Genomic DNA, 1,475 nt, shown 5'->3' on the forward strand with positions numbered 1-1,475 from the left:
GATAACTGCTTCATATCAACTGTTGCAGGTTCTTCTAATTGAGGAGAATATTCTTTCGTAAAGATGTTAGGAATAAAGTAAAGAGAGAGTTTAGATCATTCTTTGTCTGATTGATTTTGAATTGTTATAGAAGTTTCAGCATTGAAAAGACCTTCTGTATTCATTTCAAGTTCAAGATTATATGTACTTTTGCTACCTGACTTTATATCCTGTGGGACAAATTCCTTTACAATGTCTTTGACGGGAGCTGTTCTAAAATTTTTTCCCCATATTTCGTAGAGACAAACCATAAAAACGAGTATAGAACACAAAATAATCCCAATTTTTAATGTAGTTCTTCTCATGTTATCCTGCTTACATAAACCTTGACTTGATGAATATGTTCGTCTATGACAGGTCTATTCCCTTTCATCTAAAGTATCTGTGTTAATTTTTGATATAAATTAGACTTGGTTCATAAGAGAATAAACTAAAAACGACCGTTTAAGGAACTTTATTTATATCTATCAAAATGAACTGAAATACGTTTAAAATTAGTTCCAAAACTCATTGCCAAAAACAAAGTACCATACCAAACATTAAATACCGTTTATGGAACCTTCTTAACGTACGGAAAAAAATAAGTTTTTTAAATAAAAAATTCCTTAGCGTACGAAATTCGCGTTTTGTTGGTGGGACTCCTATTATTGGACTCTATTGAATTCACTAAATGTTCATATATATAAATTTAAATGTTAGTATATTTAAAAAGAGACCATTGAGAAAGGAGGGAATAAGTAGCATGTTTGGTAGTAAACAAGATGATGTTAAAGAGTATCTTATAAACGAAGGTTATGAAGTTAAAGAATATTTAAGAAAAAATGGAGATTGGTATTATTTTAAAGTAAATACATTTCGGTCAGGGACTCACACAGTAAAAGTAAAAGATGGAGTATTCGGTTTTAGAGTAGAAAAAGCATAGATGTTAAGACTACTCACGAACTTCAAATACCTCTATTAATTGGTTTAGGAATAATCTCACTTTGTTCATAATGGGGTCTTGCCACATCGCTATCAAGTTAAGAAATACATTCTTCCTCAAAACGAAAAAAATGAACTGAATTTCTATGGACAACTATGAAAGGATGAAATTTTCGTTTTGGGGATACTTCAAAATCTTAGGTTGATGGATATGGGGTGCCGCCAGCATTTCAGAAAAAAACTACGCTAAGATCATGCAAGATTTTATGCAAAAAAGCAGGAGACATAGGGAAATATGGGGAGGCCAAAAAGCGCGCCAAAATAGGAATGTATAAAAAATGCATAGTATCATAGAAAAAGAAAAAGGCGGATTCCTTGTGAGAGTAAGGGGCCGCCTTTTTCTTTGCTACCGATAATGAGACGTTATGGTGCGACAGGAAGTCGCATTTCTGCAGTGTAGCTCACGCTACTAATCTAGACGCAAAGATTATCTCCATCCGAAACTGCAAACTTGG

Annotated in this window: 2 protein-coding genes; one reads left to right on the plus strand and one right to left on the minus strand. The window is 33.1% G+C overall.

What is annotated here, in order from left to right:
• Positions 1-95: 95 nt before the first annotated feature.
• Positions 96-344 (minus strand): hypothetical protein, encoded by a 249-nt coding sequence (locus ACIQ7L_RS28115; RefSeq protein WP_400573502.1) that lies wholly within the window; start codon positions 342-344, stop codon positions 96-98.
• A gap of 437 nt (positions 345-781) precedes the next feature.
• On the opposite strand from ACIQ7L_RS28115, the gene ACIQ7L_RS28120 reads away from it, so the two are divergent.
• Positions 782-961 carry a hypothetical protein gene (locus tag ACIQ7L_RS28120; protein ID WP_400573504.1) on the plus strand — a complete coding sequence of 60 codons (180 nt, stop codon included), beginning with the start codon at positions 782-784 and terminating at the stop codon, positions 959-961.
• Positions 962-1,475 lie beyond the last annotated feature (514 nt).

The sequence above is a fragment of the Bacillus sp. NPDC094106 genome, from assembly GCF_044764345.1.
Taxonomy (GTDB): domain Bacteria; phylum Bacillota; class Bacilli; order Bacillales; family Bacillaceae_G; genus Bacillus_A.

Bases quoted from the DNA above. Each gene is read 5' to 3' on its own strand.
- ACIQ7L_RS28115 (WP_400573502.1), bottom strand. From the start codon at position 344: ATGAGAAGAACTACATTAAAAATTGGGATTATTTTGTGTTCTATACTC.
- ACIQ7L_RS28120 (WP_400573504.1), top strand. From the start codon at position 782: ATGTTTGGTAGTAAACAAGATGATGTTAAAGAGTATCTTATAAACGAA.